This is a genomic window from Allorhodopirellula solitaria, from assembly GCF_007859855.1.
GTDB classification, from domain to species: Bacteria; Planctomycetota; Planctomycetia; order Pirellulales; family Pirellulaceae; genus Rhodopirellula; species Rhodopirellula solitaria.
Genome location: NZ_SJPK01000007.1, coordinates 120,144 through 142,091, shown reverse-complemented (window position 1 = coordinate 142,091; position 21,948 = coordinate 120,144). Strand labels below are relative to the sequence as shown.

General features: G+C 58.3%; 14 protein-coding genes. 4 read left to right on the top strand and 10 right to left on the bottom strand.

Translation table 11 applies throughout. The features are described 5' to 3' along the window. Positions 1 to 80 precede the first annotated feature (80 nt). The 5 genes from CA85_RS14920 to CA85_RS14900 form a co-directional block, all read right to left on the bottom strand. Positions 81 to 1,139 (bottom strand): NHL repeat-containing protein, encoded by a 1,059-nt coding sequence (locus tag CA85_RS14920; RefSeq protein ID WP_146392123.1) that lies wholly within the window; start codon positions 1,137 to 1,139, stop codon positions 81 to 83. 127 nt (positions 1,140 to 1,266) lie between these two features. Further along, positions 1,267 to 2,457: a hypothetical protein gene (locus CA85_RS14915; RefSeq protein ID WP_146392122.1), complete on the bottom strand. Its 1,191-nt coding sequence runs from the start codon at positions 2,455 to 2,457 to the stop codon at positions 1,267 to 1,269. A gap of 24 nt (positions 2,458 to 2,481) precedes the next feature. After that, a complete protein-coding gene (locus CA85_RS14910; RefSeq protein WP_146392121.1) occupies positions 2,482 to 2,874 on the bottom strand; it encodes a BlaI/MecI/CopY family transcriptional regulator in 393 nt (130 codons plus the stop codon). Positions 2,875 to 2,970: 96 nt separating this feature from the next. Further along, positions 2,971 to 5,445, bottom strand: coding sequence for an efflux RND transporter permease subunit (locus CA85_RS14905; protein WP_146392120.1), 2,475 nt, complete (start codon positions 5,443 to 5,445; stop codon positions 2,971 to 2,973). A 9-nt stretch (positions 5,446 to 5,454) separates the two neighbouring features. Then, complete coding sequence (locus CA85_RS14900; protein WP_246112826.1) at positions 5,455 to 6,234, bottom strand: signal peptidase II; 780 nt, start codon at positions 6,232 to 6,234, stop codon at positions 5,455 to 5,457. Between the two features lie 32 nt (positions 6,235 to 6,266). Here CA85_RS14900 and CA85_RS14895 point away from each other — a divergent pair, with 32 nt between their 5' ends. The 4 genes from CA85_RS14895 (at position 6,267) to nadD (ending at position 14,652) form a co-directional block, all read left to right on the top strand. Further along, on the top strand, positions 6,267 to 8,285 hold the full coding sequence (locus tag CA85_RS14895) for a sulfatase family protein (protein WP_246112825.1): 2,019 nt from the start codon (positions 6,267 to 6,269) through the stop codon (positions 8,283 to 8,285). 125 nt (positions 8,286 to 8,410) lie between these two features. After that, positions 8,411 to 9,166 (top strand): hypothetical protein, encoded by a 756-nt coding sequence (locus CA85_RS14890; RefSeq protein ID WP_146392118.1) that lies wholly within the window; start codon positions 8,411 to 8,413, stop codon positions 9,164 to 9,166. A gap of 81 nt (positions 9,167 to 9,247) precedes the next feature. Next, a complete protein-coding gene (locus CA85_RS14885; RefSeq protein ID WP_246112824.1) occupies positions 9,248 to 14,020 on the top strand; it encodes an outer membrane protein assembly factor BamB family protein in 4,773 nt (1,590 codons plus the stop codon). Next, positions 14,017 to 14,652, top strand: coding sequence for a nicotinate-nucleotide adenylyltransferase (gene nadD, locus CA85_RS14880; protein ID WP_146392117.1), 636 nt, complete (start codon positions 14,017 to 14,019; stop codon positions 14,650 to 14,652). Before CA85_RS14885 ends, nadD begins: the two co-directional genes overlap by 4 nt. Before the next feature lie 334 nt (positions 14,653 to 14,986). Here nadD and CA85_RS14875 read toward each other — a convergent pair whose 3' ends face one another. The 5 genes from CA85_RS14875 to CA85_RS14855 form a co-directional block, all read right to left on the bottom strand. Further along, complete coding sequence (locus tag CA85_RS14875) at positions 14,987 to 15,556, bottom strand: hypothetical protein (protein ID WP_146392116.1); 570 nt, start codon at positions 15,554 to 15,556, stop codon at positions 14,987 to 14,989. 380 nt (positions 15,557 to 15,936) lie between these two features. After that, positions 15,937 to 18,549, bottom strand: coding sequence for a sodium:solute symporter family transporter (locus tag CA85_RS14870; RefSeq protein ID WP_146392115.1), 2,613 nt, complete (start codon positions 18,547 to 18,549; stop codon positions 15,937 to 15,939). Then, positions 18,546 to 18,800, bottom strand: coding sequence for a hypothetical protein (locus CA85_RS14865; RefSeq protein WP_146392114.1), 255 nt, complete (start codon positions 18,798 to 18,800; stop codon positions 18,546 to 18,548). Before CA85_RS14865 ends, CA85_RS14870 begins: the two co-directional genes overlap by 4 nt. Further along, entirely contained in the window at positions 18,797 to 20,227 is a 1,431-nt protein-coding gene (locus tag CA85_RS14860) for a sulfatase (RefSeq protein WP_146392113.1), read from the bottom strand. The genes CA85_RS14865 and CA85_RS14860 overlap by 4 nt, the downstream gene beginning before the upstream one ends. Next, entirely contained in the window at positions 20,224 to 21,408 is a 1,185-nt protein-coding gene (locus CA85_RS14855; RefSeq protein WP_222435451.1) for a sialidase family protein, read from the bottom strand. The genes CA85_RS14860 and CA85_RS14855 overlap by 4 nt, the downstream gene beginning before the upstream one ends. Positions 21,409 to 21,948: the final 540 nt, after the last annotated feature.

Sequence of the window (21,948 nt, the reverse complement as noted above, 5' to 3'; positions counted from 1 at the left end):
AGCACGAGCACGAGCACGAGCACGAGCACGAGCACGAGCACGAGTGCGAGTGCGAGTGCGAGTGCGACAATCGATTGACGTTATCGCGAAGGTGCCGCTAGCTTGATGATTCGATGATGGAAGCTGTCTGAGAGATACAGGTCGCCTTGATACCACGTCACGCCGTGTGGGCGTTTGAGCTGATAGGGTGACGTGTTGAGTGTGGAGACTTGCTCGGTCTCGGGATCATAGATGCGAATCAAGTCGTTGTTGTCATCAGCAAGGTAGACGCGGCCGTCCAGCCCGGTCTCGATGTGTTTGGGCCCATTGAATGTCGCGGACAGGGCGGGGCCGTCTTGTTTCCCGGCCTTGCCGGTTCCCGCCAAGGTGTAGATTCGGCCGTCTCGGATGATCCTCAATGCGTGACCACCACGCTCGGCAATGTAAGCATTTCCCTGGGGATCGAACGCAACGGCGCGCGGGTCGACAAGAGGAGCCTCGGTGGCGAGCGATCCATCTTGCGGGATCCCCTTTTTGCCGTTGCCCGCCACGGTTCGCAGCTTCCTCGTTTCCAGGTTGAGCTCGCGAACACGACGATTCTGAATATCGGCAATCAGGAGAGACTCCCCATTCGGTGAGAGCGCGATGCTGATCGGCTGATTGAATTGAGCTTGATCGAGCGAACCACCGTCACCTGCATAGCCGGGTTCGCCGGTTCCCGCCAGCGTGGAAACAACGCCAGTTTTCGGATCGAGGCTGCGGATCACGTGGTTGAGGTGTTCGGAGAGGTAGATCATCCCATCGGGTGCGATCACAAGATTATGCAGTTTGTTGAAACGGGCCGCTGCGCCTTGACCATCGACGTACCCCGTCTCGCTCGCCCCGGCGACGGTTTCAAACGTGCCATCGGCTATTCGTTTCAACACACGCCCGCCATCGTATTCCACGACCCACATTCTGCCCTCGGTATCGAACTGCACACCGAAGGGGCAGTGCAGCTCACCGGGGGTATTGGGACGGGGAACGGCCTCGTCGCGACCGCCAATCACCTCGGGCTGTTGGCTGTTCGCGCGGGCTGTCAAGCAACACAGCGTCACGGCAGCGAAACTAACGGAGAACCAACGACGAGACAAAACGAATGGGCGGCTACCGGGATTCATAGGCTGGTTCTCAACGGATCGAACAAAGAATGGACGATCCGAATTGTATTCCAGATGAAGGACCGGTGTGGCTTTTGATATAGCGGGGGCGAATCAACGATTTTTGCCGACAAATGTCTCGCCGAACTCAGCGCTGCGACTGGCTGGATCCGTGCTTGGGTTGAGAGGCCGCAAACGCGGTTTCGACCTTCAGCAGAAAGGACTCGACGTCGTCATGCACGTCTTCGGTGGTCGAGATCACCAACACATTGTCAATCGCCGAAGAGGTGCTCGTTCCACCCGCTTCGCTCCACACGTCGGGTTTCACGTTCGTTATCAGTGCGCTGAGTATTTTATCACTTCGCGTCACCAGTTCGTGGGGCAGCACGTACGTTTTCAACGCGAGGGTTTGCTCGGCAACCGATGGGGTCGTGATCAAGATGACTTCGTTCTCGATCACGTACGTCAGATCGAGATTGCGAAGGATTAACCGCAACATACTGTGCGTGCTGATGTTGCTCGCCCGGACCGTGATCGGTGAATCCGTTGAGATCTCGATTTCGCGCAAGGCTCGCGTGTCGATCAAAATGGGGATATCTGCCATTTCCGATAGAATGTGAAGAGCTTCCTTGAGTGGCACGTCGGGAACGCGGAGTGAGATGGAGCGGCGAAGTGCCGCACGCAGCGATTCCTCCACGGTCTGACGGCGTTGGGCCGCGCCACGCCCGGTCGCGGGATCCTTAGCAGAGGCATCGAGGGACTTTTTCGCGGCAGCTCCAGATTGACGACGCTTGGAGGTGCGATTTGCTTGCGGAGAATGGTCTGCGAAGGGATCCCCACTCCGGCCGCCCCCAGCGAACGGATCGGGTTTACCAGCAAACGCACTTCCGCCATCGAAGGGATTGTCGCTTCCTGCCGCGAACGGATCGTCCGTTTGTCGGGATGACGAATCGGGTTGGGCGAACGGATCCCCGCTGGCCGGCCCCGCTTCGCGATCGGTAACGGGATCGGGTTTATCACTTGTGGGGGCCTGGGACGCTTGCCTGTTCGTATCATTGGTCTCCTCCACGGACGTCTGACCGATCACCGGAGAGGGCGTGAGCGTGAGGATTGCCAGTGGTAGCAGCAGGGCCAAACGAGGTTTGTTCCTGTTGGCTGCATTGCCGGAGAGAAAATCGACGGGCTTGAGCATGGCCGAGGTATACTCCCGCAGAAGATGGCTCCATGCCGGCCACTTCGATTTCCAACTGAGCAGGAAAACCAAACCAGCCAATCCTGTGGCGATAAACGCGTTGCTGATCCCGATCGGGAAGAGACTCGATGGCAATGAGGTGAACATGGAAACGCCTTGAGAGAGAAGAGATTACTTCGGAGAGTCCGCGCCGAAAAGTTCGTTGAGCAGCTCGCGGAGCTGCTTGCGTTCTGGCGCCGAGTACTGGCGATGGGTTAGCAGGTTCATCAACAGCGGAGTGTGCGATCCGTCGCAAATGTCCTCCGCTACATCCTGCAACCGCCGGGCAATGAGGTCATCTGGAGAGATGGCTGCCGAAAAGCGATGAGCCAATTGACTCGTATCACGCGTCACGAGCCCCTTGGCTTCGATCCGAGAAAGCAGCTTCTTGACCGTCGCATACTCCGACGCCGATCCACCGGAGTACACCACGTCGGTGATCTCACGAATCGTGGCGGACCCATTCCACAGCGCGTGTAAGACGGCGAGCTCGGCAGCAGTGACGTCAGCGGGTTGGACGGCCATCGAAACGACGAACGAAAGGAAGCGGGAGACAGCGTGTCACATTCACCCTAGGACGTTTTGTCTCAGGAGTCAAACTCGCCCTGCCGCTGAAATCTTTCATCGCTGGGAAAGGACGAAACGAGGGGACGAAGCGAACACCACCATGGCGGGCAGCAGCGTGAGATTGGCGAACGCTGAGATGGTCAATGTGGCCGCCACAAGCAGCCCGAAGGTAGCTGTCGGTACGAAGGGGCTCGTTATCAAGACGGCGAAGCCGACCACCAAGGCGATATTCGCGAGCAAGATCGGAGCCCCCAGGTCAGCAGCCGCCTCGACCGCCGCCACTTCACTGGGTTGTCCGACACTTCGGCGGCGTTGATAGCCGCTCAAAAAATGGATCGATCCATCGATCGACAACCCGATCGAAACGGCACCAATCATCGCGGACCCGAGATCGAGCTGCCCACCAAACCATCCCATGCAAGACAGGACCACGAGGATGGGAAGTGCGTTGACGATCAGTGACACGATTGTTAATCGCCAATCCGCGGTTACCACGAGTAGTAACAAGCCCACCGCGGCGAGGGCGACTGCTAACGTTGTCCATTGATCGCGCACGAGACTGGAGACCATACGCGACATCAGGACTGAGTATCCCGTTACGACTCCGCCTTCGTCCCACTCGCTACTGTTAGCCCGCTCATGCTGATCAGCGGTCGCTCCCGGATGGGTGAACTGCGCAACAGCTGCCTGCACCGTTTGATTGACTTCGTCCATCAACGCCGACTTCTCCTCACCCGACAACGACTCATCGCTGCGCAGCATGATCCGCAGCCGGCGCGGCTGTGTCGGTTGGGATGTTTCGGAGAACGTCAATAGTGCTTCGGTAAACGCGGGGATGGCCGCACGCATTCCTGTCAAGCGGACTCCGGGCGAGACGAATGACAGCATCGTGACCTGCGCGGCCACGGCATCGGCATCGGCGAGACTGAGGACTTTCCGTAGCCGCACATCGCCACGGTCGTTTGATCCCGAGTCCACGGACTCAATCTGAATGTTCCTTAGTTGGTCCTCGAGGCTGCGCACCTCATCCAAGTATTCCGGTGTGATTACTGCCGGTGCGGGTAGGCTGACATCCCATACACCCGCGCCACCAAATCGGTTTTCAACACGCTCGTAGTCGCGCACGATTGGGCTGTCAGCACGGAAGTTCTCAAGGAAACTCGAGTTCGTATCCAGGCCCATGACGTAATAGGTCGAACCGGCTAGCAAAACGATCGCGGCGATCGACAGTGGAAGTCGCTGACGTACGCTCACCGTTGCCAATGTTCGCAGGGGCAGGTGCGTTTGCGATGCTTCGGCGGTATCCACTTCATTGCCTGGAGCTCGTGATTCTCGAGCTCGTTTCCTGGACAGGCCCCAGCGGTCAGATAGGCTCATCATGGCGGGCGAAAACAACGCCAGGGACACCAATACGCAGACAGCGGCCGCTGCTGTCATGGCACCGAACTCGGCGACGGGGCGCACCTGCGAAATCATCAACGCGGCGAAACCCGCTGCGTCGGTAAAGCAGGTGCAGGCAATCGGGATCGCCAGCATCGCTATCGCTGCCGCACAAGATGCACCGGGGACACGGCAACGCACCGCCAAATGCATGATCGCCGCGACCACGATCACCGAAACGAGGGCGAGCAAAATCGTCGAAACCAGCGACAGTTCGACGCCGGCGACAACCATCCAGGCCCGTGTTGCCACCGTCGACCAGACAATACAAATCGCCGCCAGAATGACCACGCGAAGGTCCCGGAGCGTTACCAGGATGACCAAGCATAGCAGCCCGATCGTGCCGATCGCCAACCTCCGGCCGTCGGCCAAGATGAGATCGAAGGCATCTTCTAAGAGCACGGGCTCCCCGATCAACGAGGATGCCGAGGACGCTGGCATCTCCGCCGCCAGGCTGCGCAGCTGAGCAATGCTCTGGCTCACGCGGTCAGGCTGCGCCGCTGTCGTGCCCTTCAACATCACGACGATCGCTGCGGTCTTTTCATCGGCGCTATGCGTGTAGCCAGCGAAAAGATCACGAAACTGTGCCGCGACCGCATCACCCGTTCGAAAGAGAGGTTCCCCGGTGGACTCGGACAGCGATAACGATGAGGAAAGCGACGGTCGCAGGAAACGAAACGCGTCGACGAGTTTGGCGACCGAGAGGACGCCCTCCACGCCATCGATCGATTCGACTCGCTCGGTCCACAGGCGGCTCCGCGCCAGCCCTTCGGCAGTCATCAATTCTTCGTCATCGTAAACCCACATGACGACGAGGTTCCCGCCGAAACGTGACTGCATGCGTTGGTAGTCCAGCAGCGCGGGGTCGTCGCTGGCGAACATGGCCGCCAACGACCGATTCATCGTCAACCCCGACTGCAGGTACGCCAGCGGAATGAACCCGAGGCAGCCGATCACCAGCAACCACACGCGCCACCGAACGAGGACTGCAGCCAACCGATCGGCAGACCGAGCCAGCAGGGCAGGGCGGGTCGGCGAGCCAGCGACCACTTGCGATTTCAACGGACGCTGATTGTTCAAATGGGACATCGCGCGAATTCAATCACCGGGTGTCGGATCTGGATCCGCCTCGGAGGGACCCGCTAACATCGATGCGGGCGGAAAGAAGATCGACTGGACAACCAGCATGACGGCACCGACGACCAACAACGAGTCAGCGATGTTGAAGTTCGGCCATCTCCACGCGTCTGAGGCTTGCCAGAGTATCCAGTCACGCACACCACTCTTCCACTGTTCCGGATAGCCGGTCTGCCACCATAGCCCCAACCGATCATAGAGGTTGCCGAAGATCCCACCGGTGATGCATCCCAGAGCAAAGGTCAGCCAAGCGGATTCGGCAGCGCGAAAGCGAAAGAGCCAGACCAGAATCCCCACCAAAGCGACGACTGAAATCCCCGCGAACATCAATCCTTTGCCGGCGCCAATGCCAAACACGGCACCAATGTTCACGGCTGTTTCGATGCCAAAATAGCCATCGATCACCCAGTAGACTTCGCGTTGCCCGGGCAGTCCGCGCCACGCAAAAATGGCGTGTTTGGTCCAGAGGTCCAAACCGGCACCGACCACGGCGAGGCAGCCAAAAAGCAGGTAGCGCGACCGGGGAATGACGACCGAGGCGGGAGACGGGTTGGCTTGCATGAGACTCGCAAAGAGATAACCGGGAACGAGCGGGGTGGACCACGCGACGAAGAATACACTTCCGCGGCTACTCTGTGAACAAGAAAACAGAAGCGGTTCACCAATGCTCACCGATTCCCCGGTACAATCACGGTACAATCCACGATCCAATGCCTTCTCCTCGCGACCACGTGTCGCCACTCCCCTCCCACTCTGTTCATTCTGTGATTTCTATGAGCCTCGATCGGCGAATCTCTTTCGGCATCCTGCCCATTTTCCGTTGCCTTCCTAAGTGCGGAATCCTGGCGACGAGCATCCTTTCGGTCCTTCCGCTGCTGATGATCGCCGCCGCCGTCCACGCCGATACTCCGGCCGCCTCGGATGATGCGACAGCATCGGGTACTCCACCGCCGGCGGCAAAACCGAACATTCTGTGGATCATGTCGGAGGACAATTCCAAGCACTACCTGCAACACTTCGACGAGTCCGGTGTGAGCACCCCGGCCATCGAAGCGATGGCCGCCCACGGGGTTACCTTCGACCGGGCGTTCTCCAATGCCCCGGTCTGTTCGGTTGCTCGGACGACTCTGATCATGGGCTGCTACGCCCCTCGCATCGGCGGCCAGTATCACCGCGCGATCAACCGGGTGTCGCTGCCGGAGGACATGCAGATGTTCCCCGCCTACCTGCGCAGTGCCGGGTACTACACGACCAACAACAGCAAAACGGACTACAACGTACAAAGCAACGAGAAACCGTGGGACGAGTCCAGCAAGAAGGCTTCGTGGCAGAACCGCCCCGACTCCAGCACACCTTTCTTTCATGTCCAGAGCCACGCTGACTCGCATGAAAGCCGGCTGCATTTTGCTCAACAAGCCATGGAGAAACCGACTGAGTTTTCTCAGGACGATGTCCGCGTGCCACCCTATCTGCCCGAAACCAAGCTGACACGATTCACGGCAGCCTACTATCGCGATCGGATCAGCAAGATCGATGAAATCGTTGAGCAAACGATCGCTGATTTGGAAGCCGCCGGCCAACTCGAGAATACTTTCGTGTTCTACTTTGGCGATCATGGCGGCGTCTTGCCACGGTCGAAAGGATACGTTTTCGAAACCGGATTGCATGTGCCTCTCGTCGTGCGAGTGCCCGAGAAATACCGTGACCTGGTCGACCGTGACTTGGGATCACGCACGCGTGGCTTCGTCTCGTTCATTGACTTCGCCCCCACGGTGTTGCGTCTCGCGGGCGTTGAAACACCCGATCAAATCGATGGCCGGGCCTTTCTCGGTGAAGGCGTGACGGCCGCGGATGTCGACGTCCGCGACACCACATTCAGCTACGCCGACAGAATGGATGAGAAGTACGATCTCGTGCGGGCCGTTCGGCTCGGGGACTGGAAGTACATTCGGTACTTCGAAGCCCAGTATCCCAACTCGCTGCACAATGAGTACCGCTACAAAATGCTGGCCTACCAACAATGGCGTCAGCGCTCGCAGGACCCATCGACTCCGGCTGAGCAACTTGCCTTCTTCCAATCACGACCTGTCGAGGCCTTGTTCAATTTGTCGGAGGATCCTGACGAGGTCAATAATTTGGCATCCGAAACGCAGCATGGGGGCAAGCTTACGGAAATGCGGCGTCTGTTGAGCGATCACTTGAAAGACACGCACGACCTCAGTTTCGTCCCCGAAGCCGTTTTTCTGCGGGAGGGCACGAGCAACCCGGTCCAGTTCGGCGACGATCAGGCCGAGGCGATCGCGACCTACATCGACACTGTGAACATCGCCCTGGAGCCATGGGACCGCGCAACCACGCAATTGATTACTAGCATGAACTCAGGCGACCCCTGGGTCCGCTACTGGGCCTTCGATGCCGCCAGCTCGAAGGCAGCCTCCGACGCCGCCGTGAGAACAGACGCTGCCGACGACCAAACCATGATCCAGCTTGCTCAGCGGGCAACACTCGATCCTCAACCACTCGTCGCCGCCAGGGCAGCCGAGTTTCTCGCCATCATCGGTGAGGCCGACCCGCGCGAGGTGCTGGTGCGTTCGGCCCTCCGGAGCCGAACCGAGGCCGAGGTATTGCAGATCCTCAACATCGCTTCGTTCTTCCACGACAACGGCCGGGGTGAGTTCCCCATCGACGCCGACGCTTTCGAATTCAAGTTTCGCGTCCTCCCCAAGGGCCAGATCGCACGTCGGCTTCGCCATTTCAGCGAAGCTCAACCTGCCGACCCGTCAGCGCCGTGAATATTCTGGCACTTTGGCGATTGACGGAGTAGGATCCATCCGGATAGAGAGTATGTGTTTTGACACATGCCCGTTCGAAGCCTCGAAGAGAGGCTGCAAGGGATTCGCCCTGAAACTGCTCTGATATGAACATCCGCTTTGTGCTCCTAGTGCTCTCGATTTGTTGCGTGTCGGCCGCCGACGGGGCAATCATCGCTAGCTGGGATTTTGATGGAATCGACATGAACACGGGCGGGGGCATTGATGAATCGACGTCACCGTTCTCATTCACGGCACCCACCACCGCCCCGCATGTCTCGGGGGTGTTGCGTATCGGCAGTAGTTTGAACCCGTCGACGGCAGGCTCTCGCTACGGATTCAAAGTCCTTGTGGGGGACTCGCAAACATCTCTGGCCGGGGCGATCAATGCTGGGCACTTCATCGATTTTACGGTGACTGCTGCTCAAGGATTCCAAATGAATTTGGACTCTCTTGCATTTGTTGGACAAACGACGGCCAACGGTAGCAATAGCGCGGCAGTCTTGACGAGTATAAGCGGGTTCAACGATGGCGACCAAATCGCTTCGGTCGACAACATTGCGGGTGTGACCGGAGGACTGGATACGGACGCATCCGGATTTGGCCCCATCAGTCTGTCGATGCCGGAGTTTCAAAATTTGACTGGCCCGATTAGCTTCCGTATTTACGGATTTGGAACCACCACTGGTGCCGGGGACACCTATTTGCGCAACCTCGTGGGCGATGACTTGGTTGTCAATGGTTCCGTGGTCGCGGTTCCCGAACCGTCGCTCTTGTTGTGTTTGCTCGCCACTCTCTGCGCCGGTTTCGGTGCGAGACGCGTATCCAACGCTGAATTCTTTAAACGACAAGACATTTGCTGAGCGTATCACGCCACGATCGCCGCTTTTTGATAAGATGGGTTCGGATTCTGCTTGTTCCCCGACCTAGCTGTGAGGCATTCTGTGAATTTGACTGCGAAGCCGTACCGTCCTGGCGCCCGGTCGATGCCAGCGGTCGTGACGCTGTTGATCGTTGCTTTTTCAGTTGTCTCCGGCGATTGTCTAGCTCAGGGGCTGTTTAATTCCAACTCGGTCTCAGGCATGGCTGAGTTCCTGCCGCCGCCGCGTAGCGTCCGCCAGCAGATTCGTGAGGCTGAGGATGCGATCGAGGAGGAACGCTACAGCGATGCGGTCGTGCGTCTGGGCGATCTATTGCGGAGGCTCTCCCAGGACAACCTCCCCGAGACGGCGCAGGACTATTTTCTGGATTCTGCCTCGCCCAGTGCCGCCCGCGATCAGCTCGACTCTGCCAGCGATGGAGTGGATGATTTCGGCCGTCCCATGACGGTCATGCGACAAGCCCGCGAGATGATCGGACAACTGCCCAAGCCCGCGATGGAAATCTACGAGCTTCGCTACGGGCCGCTGGCGGCGAAGATTCTCGATGATGCCCAGCCCGACCGGGACTGGGAGGCCGTCGAACAGGTGCGGCGCGAGTTCTTTCACACCGAGGCGGGCTACCACGCCTCCTCTCTACTGGCGACACGCGAGTGGTTGCTTGGCAATGCACTCGCCGTTTCGCTGTTGCTCGACGACGTGGTGCGGTCGCCTCGAGCGATCGAGCAGCTCGGTGACGAGGTCATCTGGTTGCACGCGGGCGCCTGTCTCTTGTCGAGCCGATCCCTGCCCACGCCGGGGCAACTCCCCGCCGATTTTGTCGCCGCAGAGAACAGGGATCCGCAGGCTCTTCCTGCAGTGAAGAACGATTGGGAATCTGCAGTCCGTGCGCGGTTCTCAGCGATGGCTTTCACCGTGGATCCGCCCGCCGAAGATTACCCCTTTCTAGGCGGTCGTCCCAACCGCAGCGGATTCTCTGAAGGTGAGATGCCGCTGAGCAACCCGCGATGGATGCTCGAAACATCCGGCAGCCCACTGCAAGAACGGATGATCGAGGCCGAGACGGCGCAGCTCAAATCCTCCGGTCAATTGCCGCCGCCCTCGTGGCTGCCCCTCCGCGTCGGTGATCAACTGCTGATGCGAACCACGCAGCGTCTGATTGGTGCTGACTACCGGACGGGAAAGCGAGTCTGGCAGTACCCGTGGTTTGACACTCCGGAAGAGCTCACGACACCTGACGAAGCCGACGCGAATGACCTTCGCGAGAAAGAAGACCCCAAAGATATCCTGGTTCAACGGATCTGGAACGACGTCCCCTATGGTCAGGTATCCAGTGACGGGCGACAGGTCTACATGATCAATGATCTCGGCGCGATTGAGTCTGAACGGTTCAATCCTTTTGGGATGCGCGCTACCCGGGCGGTCCAGGCCAGCAAGAATACGCTAGTGGCACTGGACCTCGCCACCGAAGGCAAACTGCTGTGGCGCCTCGGCTCCTCCGAAACGACACCGTCCTCCCTTTCCGAAGCGTTCTTCCTCGGTCCGCCGCTGCCCGTCCGCGGACGGTTGTACGTCATGGCTGAATTGGCTGGCGAGATCATCCTGGTCTGTCTAGACCCTCAAGACGGCAGCGAGCTGTGGCGGCAGGTTCTGGTCTCGGTCGAAGCCAGCGGGATCACGACTGACCCCGTCCGCCGAGTGGCCGGCGCCATGCCGACTTATCACGAGGGATTGTTGGTCTGCCCCACTGGCGCCGGAGTGACCGTGGCCGTGAATCTGGTAGACCGAACACTCCGTTGGGCCAACGAGCATCCGCGCAACCGTGAATTCTCTCAGAACGCATTCCGCCAACCCGTGGACCTGCCGATGAATCAACTCAGTCAACGTTGGTTGACTTCGGTTGCGATCGGCCACGAGACGAGCATCGCTCTGACACCGGTTGAATCAGACCGCATGATTGTGGTCGATGCGGTCACGGGCGTCGATCGCTTCCGCCCCCAACCCCGAGGCAAGAATCTGTATCTGGCCGGGATCCGCAACAACCAATATCTGATCGTCCGTGGCGACCGGGTGATGGCATTCGACCTGCAAACCGGCAATGAGATATGGTCGACCCCGAGCGACCTGATGAGCCCAGGGCAACGCGTCTCCGGTCGTGGTGTGTTCGGGCCAGCGAGCTATTTTCTCCCCACCACCAGCGACGAACTGATTGAAATCGGCTTGGCCTCCGGTGAGATTTTGTCGCGACGCCATACGCGCTATCCGCTCGGTAACCTCGTCGCAGCCGAGGGTGAAATCATCTCCCAGGCGTCGGCCACCGTCGCCGTCGCATACGGTGAAGAGACGCTCCGGCCGACGATCGATCGCATCTTAGCTGACGATCCCGACGACTTCTTTGCAATCATTCGCAAAGCGGAGTTGTTGATGGAGGATGACCGGCGTGACGACGCCTTGGCTCTCCTGAAGAAAGCCCGTGAGATGGATCCGGAAAGCATCGATGCGATTGCTTTGTCGGTCGAGGCCCTGCTCGGCAGCCTCCGCGATCAAGAGAAGATCTCCCCCGAAGACATGCAGACCCTGCGCGAGCTGATCGATCGGCCCGAACAGCAAGCCGAGCTGTTGGTACTGCAAATCCAAGGGCTGCTCGAGCCACTCCGTTCCGATCCGCCGGCGACCGAGATTTCTCAGTCAGACGTGAATGCGGCGATGGATCGGCTGCTCGAACTATCCGCGCTGACCATCGAACGACCGTCGTTGGCAAATCAACAGGCCGCTGTCTTCGCAGATTCCGCTCGCCAGTTCACTCTCGCGAGCTGGCTGACGGCGCGCGTGGCGCAGGTCGCAAACGCTGCCGACGAAGACACCCTGGCGGAGATCAACGAGCGGCTCCAAGAGCACTTGCAGACAGGCGTTCGCGCCAATCGCACGACTCTGAACCAGATCGTGAGCCATTTCTCACCGCTGGGAGATGCCGTCCAAGCGTACCGCCAAAGCCTTGTGCAGCAGTCACAACAGCAGGGCGACGCACTGGCAACCGAACGTTTGGTCTGGGGCACCCGCTTGCCAACCGATGCGGCGCTGCACGATCTCGATTCGCAAGACCTGCTGACACTGGCGCGAACCTACAGCGAAGCACAATGGGGTGAGGACCGACGCTACGTGGGCCAAGTCCTGCAACAGCGGATCCAAGACCCGAAAGCATCACCGGCTGAGATTCAACGGATCGCCGGCATTTTGGATGAGTACCAAGTTCGAGGAAACATCCGACCCCGCTCCGATTCTTGGCCTCGCGAGCACGTTGAACTGCAGTGGGAATCCACCCGCTTGCCGCAGAACCAAGCCCTCATGTCGAATCGACGGTATGCGAAAACGACACGTTGGATGGGCAAGCAAACACTCGGCTGGCAAGCGATCAGCGATAACACCCCGCTTTCCCTCCTCGACCAGGACGGCATCAACCACCCGATCATGGTCGATGGACTGACCAACCGCACGTCGAGCGATAAAGAAGTTACCCTGAGTGGCGGGTTGATGTTGGTGCTGACGCCATCGGAGTTGATTGCCGTTGATCTGTTCCGCGTCCTCTCGCGAGGTTCCACCGACGCCGTTCGCTGGCGACAAAGCCTGCATCCCGACGGCCAGTCTGTCGCCAAACGCCGCAGCGAAACATCGAAGTTCGGTGACAAGATCTATCGTTATGTCTCCAATTCTCCCACCGCCAATGCGGATGACGCTCAATTGCGTCTCGGCCCCGTGCTCGGTGATCGCCTGTTTCTTCTGCAGGGACGTGATCTCATCTGCTACCACACGGTGACCGGCGAGCAACTTTGGCGGACACAAACAAGTATCCCCGGCAGCGGCGTGGTCGCTGGCGACGGCCGAGTCGCGGTGCTGAGCGAGCGCGCCGATCAGATCGCGTACTTCGATTGGCACGATGGACGCGAAATGGAATCCAAACCGTTCAACGTTGACTCCGTGATGGCAACGGCGGGTCGGCATGTGTTGTTGGTGACCCAATACGATGAGGAAGATGCCGATAGCGATCTCGTTGACCCTTACATGCTCGAGATCGTCGACGGGATCACGCAAGATCGTGTTCAAGAACGCGTCGCGTCCCCCATCAACCTCACCGACCAAGCACGCTCGACCTCCCAGGGCAGACTCGTCAACGATCGTTATATGACACTGATCGATAGCGATGGCCGGGCGACGATTTGGGATGTTTTGTCCGGTGCTTCACTCGCTGATGTGGAGATCCCGCTGAGGCCTCGGTTATCCGGTCTGTCCGTTGTGCAAATTCATGACCGGTTTCTGCTGATGCCACGATGCGAGTTGCCGCCGCCCCCGGACATCGAAGGGAATGTCATTACGATCCCCAGTGGCATGTCGGTGCAAGATGTGACCAGCGCGCACTGCATTGAACTTGCCGATGACGAGACCGACGCACCGGCCGCATTGGCTTGGTCGCAAACGTTCGAACAGGCACGTGGGGTGACGACGTTTCAGCCGTGGATGACACCCATTTTGACGCTCGTCCGACGCCAGACCTACATCGATAACGCCTCGACCAGACGCCACGAACTCGATGTCTGGGCGCTCGATGTTGAGTCGGGCAAAACGCTCAATGAATTATTAGGCAAGAATATCGGCAGCCGCAACATACGGATCGAAACCGAAGTGCGATTGCTGCCCAGCCGTGATCAGGTCTTCTCGATCATCCAGAGTCAACTGCTGACGTACACGTTCTCCAATCAGAAGCCCACCGACACGGAAGCCAATCCGGAATCCTCTGATTCCACAACGCCGAATGCCGCGCAAGAACCCGACGAATCCCAATGACGCGTCCCGAGACGATGTCGCAGGCTCTCGGCATCTTTGGCGGTTCCTTCGATCCGATTCATCTGGGGCATTTATGGATCGCCGAGGCAGCGTACGAACAATTGCCCATCGATCAGGTACGGTGGGTCCCCGCTGCGACGAGTCCACTGAAACCATTCGGTCCCGTTGCGAGTAACTCTCAGCGTCTGACAATGTTGCGATTGGCCGTTTCAGGGCAATCCGGACATCGAATTGAAACCTACGAACTCGACCGCGACGGCGTTAGCTACACCGTCGACACGCTCGCATATCTGCGAGATCAGTTTCCCGATCACACCCTCTTTTTTATCATCGGCGCTGATTCGCTAGCGAGTTTCGCCCAATGGAAGGATCCAGATCGGCTGTTGCAGATGTGCACCCTGGCCGTTGTTCGGCGCGGGGGAATGCCGCCGCCCAGCTATGATATCCTGCAAGATTTCGCGTCGCCTGAAAAAGTTCAGGCCTGTCGTGAAGCTGAGATCGTCATGCCGCAAATCGAAATCAGCAGCCGCGAGTTGAGGCGACGTGTCGCCCGATCTCAGTCGATCCGATTCCATGTCCCCCACAGTGTCGAAGCATTCATTCGAAACGAAAATCTGTATCGGCAGGACTAAATGCTTGCTCGAGAGTGGGCGGACGCCTTTTCAGATAGACTTTCGAATGCTTCTCAAGATCTCTGGCTCATCCAACGGAAGCGTGCGCCCGAGGTTTTCAAGGCACGGCTCCCGTATCGAAGGATTTATTTGTGGGATGTGATTATCAATGTTAGCCTGGCACTGCCGGGAGAAACGGAGCCGAGCTCTGCAGAGGTGCTGGCTTGGCAAGGGATATCTCGGTCGCCAGCGTTTCCCTGCAAAAGCGGTACGCCAACGGTGTTGTCGGTCTCTGGCGAGCGTTTGTTCGTCAGGGACGCATTTTTGAACGATCATTGGATACGAGAGCCATGCCTCAAAAAACCTTCCGCTGTGCTCTGCGCACGCTTCCGTCGGATGAACCAGATTTCTCACCTTTGCTATTCGCGATCAGGTCCCGCCGTCGCTCGTGGTACTGTTTCTTCGCCTGCTGGTAACGATCGGCTTTCTTGCAACCGATGATCCCGCCGCCCACTGCGAAGATGACAAAAACGATTCCGAACAATGCCATGGGCGGAAACATGCTCGCAGCAAGAATCGTCCAGAATACTCCGAACACCGCGACGCAACCGGTTCCCAGAACGATCGGTGCTTTCGACGGCAGGCTCTGCGACCCATCCTTGCCAGTCGTCATGAACTGAGCTCGCTCACGTTCCCATTGCCGATCGAGGCGGTCAAGTTCGGAATCGCCTTTGAGCTTCTCCACGTCCCGGACGAGTGTCTCAGTGGTTTGTTTGATGTCTTCAAGCAACTCTGTCGAATAGGTGCTGCCGGTATGATGGACGGCTAACCGAGCATCGCAGTACCCACATGTGACAAACCTCGCTGATTTCGGAACATCAAGAGGCGCACCGCAGTGGTTGCAGGAGAGCGAGATAAGTTTCATGAGCGGAGGGTCGTCATCGCATCGAAATCACATTGCCAAAACAACAATTATACATCATCCCCCTCCCCGATTGCTTGGCAACCGCGAATCAATAATCCGCCCTGAAAGTAGTAGACAAGGCGACGAGTCCTCTCAGCGCCGTGCTGGACGAGGCGACGAGCTGTTGATTACCCACAAGTATCCCGAAAGGGATGATGGAAAATAGCCGTAGGTCAGCGCAGCGCCACCTATGGTTGTCTTTTCCAGTGGTATTCGCTTGCGCTCGACCACTGGCTATTTTCTTCAACGCCGTCGGCGTAGGAAAACTTGTGGGTGAAGGACAGCTCGTCGCCTTCTGGTCACTACCGCGCTTTGTTGTTCAGCTCCGACCGACACGATGGTCATTCCGATGGTCTCACCGGTTTGCCGAGCGTGTAGATCGTCAGCCCCGACAGATCGTTGGTGGGCCGCCCGGTTACCAGGCTGACGGCGAGACCGACAACGAGGCAGCTGACGATTCCGCTGGCGGTGTAGAGGTATCCGTTGACGGCGGTGAATTTCCACAACCAGAACATCGCGCCCGCTCCAACGAGGGCGCCTGTGAGCGCACCCGTTGCATTGGCTCGCCGCGTCACAGCACCCAGAATGAACAAGCCGCCGAGGACGCCCATGAACAGGCCAATGACTTTGATGAATGCATCGAACAGCGATTTGATCTCCGGATTGACGAAAACGAGGCCGAGCAGAGTGCCGACCACCCCAATGAGAAACGTCCAGAAACGCGCCGCACGGAGATAACCGGCTTCGGATCGGCAGGCTCCGAACGGTCGCATGAAGTCCGTCACGATGGCGGTCGCGGTCGAGTTCATGCTCGTCGAAACCGTCGACTGGGCGGCGGCAAAGATGCCTGCCACAATCAATCCCGCCAAGCCGATCGGCATCTCTCGGGCAATGAACAGCGGAAAGACTTGGTCCGTCGTGATCGTCGGATCGAGCTTGTCAGGATGCGAGTGATAGTAGGCGAACAGTGCTGTACCGATACCGAAGAAAAGGATCGTCGCTGGGATGGTCAAAACGGCGTTCGTCCAGATCGATCGTGCTGCCAAGGTCTCATTGGCCGTCGTCATGTATCGCTGAACAACGGCCTGATCAGCGGTGTAGGATGAAACATTCTGGGCAATCGAACCGACGAGGATGACCCATAGCGCGACCTGGCTGCTCGTCATGTCCCAATGAAAATTGGCGATTGTGAATTTGTCGGCGTCGGTCGCAGTGGAAAGGAAGCCGCCGAATCCACCATCAACGCCTGCGATCAAGATCCCGATCGCTAGCAGCGCGCCGCCCATCAACACAAACGTCTGGATCGTATCCGTCCAGATCACCGCTTCGATCCCGCCCATCGTGCAGTAGGCAATACTGAGCACGCCCATCAGCAGTACCGACTGCCCGGGCGTTAACGGTGTTGCCACCGCCAGCGCCAGTCCCGTCAGTGACATGACCACGGCCATGCGGAAGATATGAAACATTGTGAAGCTGGCGCTGCCAAAGAGCCGTACAGGCCGGCTGAATCTCTTTTCGAGATATTCGTACGCGCTCGTCGCATCGATCCGACGAAAGAATGGCATGGCTACAGAAACCGCGAGAATCGCCACGACGGGAATCATCATGTTACCCACCGCGTACACCCAGTCCTGAGCAAATGATTTTGAAGGAACGCCGGTGAACGTCAATGAACTGAGCATGGTTGCGAAGATGCTGCAGCCCGCAGCCCACCAAGGGACATGCCCCCCGCCACGAAAATAGTCGTCCGTGCTCTTGTTCTTATTGGCGAAGTAAACCCCTACCCCGACCATTGAGAACAGATAGCCAAAGAGCACGATGTAGTTGATCGTCCCGAACCCGCGGCTCGGTCGCACCGCCGACACTCGAAAGACCTTTGGCGATCGCACGCGGGGCCGGACCTCGCCTGTCGGAACAATGATATCATCGCCCCACCTCACCGCCGTCGTCGTGACATGATTGGCGGGCGTTGGGCCAGCGCTTGTCCACGTGTTCGTGATCGTATGATAGGCAAGTGATTCCTTGAGAAAACCTGGATGGTCATCCCTTAGCTCGTCGCCTTGAAAGAACCGTTCTCCCGTCGCACCACCGAGCACGAAAATGTGGCTCTGCCCAAAGCCGATACCGGTACCCGCCATCACACAGCGCGGGACATCGGCCCGCCGCCGCCAACTGCGGTTGGATGGATTGAATTCCCAAACATCCGTGAGGAAGTCGAAACTGGCAGGGTCATCGGCATCACCTTCCTGGCGTCGGCCACTGATGACATAAACACAATCGTTGTATCCGTTGTGCTGGCTGATCGTCAGATTGAACGCCCGCGAGGGCCCTGGCCAGGGCGGCAGTTCCTGCCAAACGAACGCCTCCTCGCTCGATTTCTTCGAAAGATCGAGCGACCAGAAATTTGTCATTGCGGATTCGAGCGACGTGCCGCTCTGCCCACCCGCCAGATAGACCACATCGCCGATCATCGTCGCCGTGGAATAGGCACAAGGCTGTGGCAACGGGGGATACTCCGTCTTCGTCATCTGCTCACTTTCGGGATCCCAACTCAGCAAGAAGGTTTCGCCGAACGTCTCGCTGGTATCATTGCCGCCCATGCAAAGGACGCCGTCTGGAGTCGATACGGCAGCCCCATAGGCAAGCCGCTGACGCAGTCTGCCACCCTCATGCCACTGGTACTGATCGCCGTCTTTGGTCAAGACGAAAATGCGATCATGCCAAACTTTATCGTTGTCCCAAACAGGCTTTGGGAAATTCGCGCCACCCGCGACGATCAGAGCATCGTTGTGGACGCCTGCAAACGGTCCGGCAAGACCGAGTTCATCGGGTAGCGATGGCAGCTCGCTCCACGAGAGCAAAACGTTGTCATCGGCTGTCAGGCTGGGCCGCTCGCCCATCAACAATGCGACAAGCATGCCGATGCTGATGAGCCACTTAGATACATGCTTCATGGGAGTTTGCTCGTCGACGCTTCCGGTGCTGCTGGCCAGGCCTTGTCGAACCGCACGCCCTCGTGAGCGAGTCTATCCCAAACAGGGGTCGCCACGTACGGCTCACCGTAACACCCCAGTTCTAGCCCGTTGTCTACCGGCACAATCAGCAGAATGTTGGGCTGATCTGCTGCAGACGCACCCGCGTTTGCGGTTATTACGAGGCAGAGAGTGACGAGTTGCATCACGAAATGTTTGGAGTGTGGAATCATGGATTCGCCTCGACGTATTGGGGATTCGGCCTCATTGGATCGGCACCCACTTCGCGACGCCAGGCCTTCAACTTGGAGTGAAGCTCAGCGAGCTTGGCGGGCTCAGCATTCGATAGTTCTGTTGACTCGCCAATATCTTCGGCAAGGTTGTAGAGCGACAACTCGCCGGTTTCGAATTCTTCGATTAACTTCCAGTCACCGGCGCGGATCACCCCCGATGGGAATGCGGAGGGGTGCCGGTTGTAATGCGGATAGTGCCAATAGATCGCGTCCCTCTCGAGTCTTCCCGATCCGGTCAGCACCGGCACCAGGCTGGTTCCATCAAGATGTTGATACGGCTTGAGGCTCTGGCCCGTGGCGTCGAGGATTGTCGGATACAAATCCATCCCGATGACGGGTGTGTCCGATACCCAGCCAGGCTCAGTCTGGCCTGGCCATTTGATGATCAACGGCACGCGGATTCCGCCTTCATAGTTCGAGCCCTTGTTGCCTCGCAGCGGAGCGTGGTTGGTCACTCCTCCATTGCCGCCATTATCGCTCGTGAAGATAATCAGGGTTCGGTCGTCGAGGTTCTCGTCCTGCAACGTGTCCATGACACGTCCCAGACTGTCGTCGATGCTTTCCACCATGGCGGCATAGGTTGGTTTGCCCTGTCGTTGTGTTTTAGGGACGTCACGGTAGCGGTCGATCACTTCTTTCTTCGCCTGCAAGGGCGTGTGCACCGCATAGTGCGAGAGGATCAGAAAGAATGGCTGGTCAGCGTTTTGACGGATAAAACCCTCGGCTTCTTCGGCCAGCCGATCCGGCAGATAGTCGCCTTTCTCACCAGAGAGCGGCGACTCCTTTCGCAGCATCTTTCCGGTGGTCGGAATTCGCCAACCACCCTCAAACGGAAAGAAGTAGCTACCCGGCGCCCCATAATCGCGGCCGGCGATGTTGACATCAAAGCCCTGGTGCTCGGGGTAGTAGTAAGTCTCGGTACCCAGATGCCATTTTCCGATGAAACCGGTTCGGTACCCGGCTTCCCGCATCGCCTCACCAACCGTTACTTCTTCTAAGGGCAAGTTCGCGAGATAGCGACCCTCACGAAGTCTGTGCTCTGTCGGGCTCCATCGTCCCGATGGTAGCCACTGGGTCAACATCAGCCGTGCGGGGCATTTGCCGCTGAGAATCGCTGCCCGAGATGGCGAGCAAACGTTGCAGGCAGCGTATCCGTCGGTGAACCTCATGCCCTGACTTGCCAGTCGATCGATATTCGGCGTCTGGTAGTATTCGCTTCCGTTGCAGCCGACGTCCTTCCATCCTAGGTCGTCGATCAACACAACAATCACGTTGGTTTTGGGAGGATCAGCACCGATCGCTTCGGCGCGTACGACGAGCACAGTCAGAGCGACCGTCAAACAAAGAACAATGCTGTTCTGTCTCATCGGTTTGCTCCAAACGGGTCGCCGGTTATTTCGTCTAGGCTCACGCGCGTGAAAATGATTCGCGCGTATTGCTGCTCGCCTTCGCCCGCCTCGAATAGAATCCCTAACTCGTCGTTGGGAAGCCTTACCATATCGCTGTATGCCGCCCGGCCAACGTGAATCAATGGGCCGTCCTGCCACGTCTGCGTCTCGTCGGTGGAGTAGCGAATGCGCAGATCGCTACGTCCCTTGCCACTTGGCCCGCTCTCGTCTGGACCGGAAAACAGGATTACGTTTCGGTCGTCTCCCGCAACTGTCGATGCGGCGCGAAGCAACGCACACTGAACGACGGGCGGATCGAGCTGAGGTGGCGACGGCTTGAAGCACCGGTAGGGGCCACCGAATCGATCGAACGAATCGCCACCAACACTGCTGTAGGCATCCCCGCGAGTCCCTTTCGCTTTCCCACCCTGATCGCGGGTGTTGAAATACAGTCGGCCATCGTTGAGTTCGACAACAGCAGTTTCATTGGCGTTGAGGTCATCCGTGTAAGTGGTGTCGATCGCGCCGAGACGCCACGTTTGACCGTGATCGTCACTGACGATGGCATGGGCACCATTGGCACCACGATCATCCCCTCCCTTGCCGATACGATGATCGCACGGCACGACCAGACGGCCCTGGTGCTCGCCACGTTGCAGTTGAATCGAATGGACAGGGCCGGTCGCATACCAGCCCCAATCGTCTTTTTTGACGTCACGGGTGATCTCACGCCGCTGGCCCCAGGTCTTCCCATGATCATCGCTGAAAGTCACAAAGACGCGGTCGTTCTCCAGTGTGAACGGTAGCCAGATCCGCCCTGGATGCTCCGGGTCGAGCCGATCGACAACGGGAGCTGGGTTGCCCACACTGACCTGCGTATTCTCCTGATCAAACTCTTCTCGAAGCTCGTCGCTTTCCTGAACAACCTGAATCCCTTGCCAGGTCCGTCCACCATCGATCGATCGTTTCGACACTAGGTCGATTTCACTCTGATCGCCTCCCATCCGTGCTTCGCAGAACGCTAGGAGGTCGCCATTGGCGGCGGTGACGATTGCCGGAATGCGGAAGACTTTGTAGCCCTCTTCCCCATTCTGAAACACAGTTGCCTTCTCAAATTGCTCGCCCCAGACTGGACCAATAAATAGGAGGATCGCAATCACCGCCAAGCACATTGAGAGAAATGATTCCGCATAACTCTTATGAGCCGACGGCGCTCGCCGCGAGTGAAAGCGGGACCCCGCGGCTAGAGCCCAATGCCATCTACTTTCGACCGCGAAGCGGTCCTGGTAACCCGACGCGTCAGCGAGGATCACTTGTTCGCCACGTAAAACACTGCATTTTCCTCGCTGACGCGTCGGGTTACCATCGTGATGATGCCCCGAACGGGGGCAAAGTAGATGGCATTGGGCTAGCGCCGCCGGCTCATTCCACCGAAAAACTCTAACCGACCTGCTTAGCAATCGGGCCAAGCATCGGTTCGGCCTCGCATCGGTAGCCGCGGCCGGCATAAGCATTGGAAATACTCTCGTCATGGTTCACCCTATCTCTCGTTTTACTGCCTGTTCGAAAAGAGGTCTGACCCTTTCGAGGCGAGTCAATTGACTTGCTTGTTAACTGCCTCGCCGGAGAGGGTCAGACCCCTTTTCGGATAGGCTCTCGTCGTGTTCGTGCGGTCGCGTTGATAGATCTCGCGTCCGCAG